The following is a 1268-nucleotide window of genomic DNA, read 5'->3' as shown; positions in this document are numbered from 1 at the left end:
GGCTCTTCAAGGTTCCCGGGGAATGGTCTGCTGAGATGATTGCTCATGCTGCCATCCGGGCTGCACTTCTCAAGAGGATACGCGATTTGTAGTTGTCCGGGTTGCGGTAGCCCCGCGCGGTTCGTTTGATGTGTTTTATTGCCGTGTTGTTGGCTTCTACCTTGGCTGTGGTGGCTCCGGTGACGATGAGGACTTCGATCTCGGCCCACCAGCGGCACACTGTCCTGTAGAGCCTGTTTGTTTCCGGCATCGCGGCCCGTTCCACCAGGTCCGTCAGGGCAGCCTTCGCCGCGGTGGCGTCTTCGAGGGAGCCGGTGTTCAGCAGGGTGCGGAGTTGCTCCTTGACCTGCCAGGCGGCTTGGAGGCTGCCGGTCGGATCATCGGCGGCGAACACGCCAGCCAGCCGGTGGTGGCCCCGTTCTGAGAGGTTCTCATCGGCCTTCAGCAGCAGCATCCGATTCGCCCAGGCCAGGTCCGTGGCCCTACCCCGCCGGCCCCGGACTTGCTGGGACAGGCCCTGGCGGACGGTGGTGAGCATGTCGTTGGCCAGCATCGTCACGTGAAAAAGATCCACCGAGACCGCCGTGCGTGGCAGCCACATCCGCAGCGCCTTCCGGAACGCCGCGGACGGGTCGATCGCGACAACCTGCACCCCGAGCCGCCAGTCCAGCGGCCGGGCGAAGAGCCATTCCCCGACACCCTTGTGGTCGCGTCCGTCCACGATGCCCAGGACCTGGCCTGTGTCCAGGTCTACGATCGTTGTCATCCACGGCTCGTACCGGGTCCAGGCCTTCGTGCCGGGATCCTGGAAGAACCGCACCGACCGGTACCGGTGCTCATCGATGCCCAGCATTCTGGGTGCGAGGAGGTCCACGTCGGGCAGCCGGAGTGCGGCGTCTCCAATGACCTGCTGTACCAGCCACCAGGAGATCCCGAATGCCGCGGCCGTCTCGGACACTGCCCGTCCCGAGGTGATGACCGCCTCCAATACGGTCTGCCGCAGCCGCCGTGTCGACCGTGCTCGGCGCGGGACCTGCGGCGTGGCCTCACAGAAGGATTTCCGCTCGCACAGGTACTCGTCACAGAACCAGCGCCGCTTGTCCCAGAGGAGGACCACCCGGCCTGCGACCGGGATGTCCCGCAGCTGCTGGCAACGACGTTCCTTGACCCGGGAAGCGATGACGCCGCAGCTCGGGCAGCCCGGCGGGAATGTGGTCTCCACCGTGATGTGGCGTGCCCCGTCCGGGAGCAGCACGGCGGCGGTGACA

At 66.1% G+C, this 1268-nt stretch carries 1 protein-coding gene; it reads right to left on the bottom strand.

Annotated features, from left to right (window positions below; translation table 11 throughout):
• Positions 1-43 precede the first annotated feature (43 nt).
• Positions 44-1268: ISL3 family transposase (locus ACX80M_RS21030; RefSeq protein WP_459310408.1), on the bottom strand; the 1225-nt coding region annotated here is incomplete at its 5' end.

The sequence above is a fragment of the Pseudarthrobacter sp. MDT1-22 genome (assembly GCF_054511035.1).
The sequence above is the reverse complement of the archived record's forward strand: the minus strand, read 5'-3'. Positions and strand labels throughout refer to the sequence as shown.